This is a genomic window from Streptococcus oralis (assembly GCF_001579175.1).
Taxonomy (GTDB): domain Bacteria; phylum Bacillota; class Bacilli; order Lactobacillales; family Streptococcaceae; genus Streptococcus; species Streptococcus oralis_O.
The window spans coordinates 1-358 of the sequence record NZ_KQ970774.1; the positions used below are offsets into that span (position 1 = coordinate 1).

Sequence of the window (358 nt, forward strand, 5' to 3'; positions counted from 1 at the left end):
AATGGATGGATGTGCAACTTGAACTACAACCAACTATTTACAGGTTAAAAGAAGGAGACACTCTCCGTTTAGTCCTCTATACGACTGACTTTGAAATCACTATACGCGACAATACCGCTTACCAGCTTACTGTCGATCTTGAACAGTCTACTCTTAGTATACCTTGTCAAAAGGTATAATGTACCAGACTTTCAATATGGAAGTATTCCAAGAAAAAGGCAATCAAATTGTCTATTGAACTTCCTGTAACCAAAGATTTCCACTTGAACAGTCAAATTAAACGTAAACTTCGTATCAAATCCAGTTCAAATAAGAGATTTTAATAAGCCTCTAGATAAACCTTGGACAAAAGATACTC

At 35.8% G+C, this 358-nt stretch carries 1 protein-coding gene; it reads left to right on the forward strand.

The features are described from left to right. The coding region (locus tag SORDD24_RS11070) for a CocE/NonD family hydrolase C-terminal non-catalytic domain-containing protein (protein ID WP_155720161.1) at positions 1-179 on the forward strand (179 nt) is incomplete at its 5' end. Between the last annotated feature and the right edge of the window lie 179 nt (positions 180-358).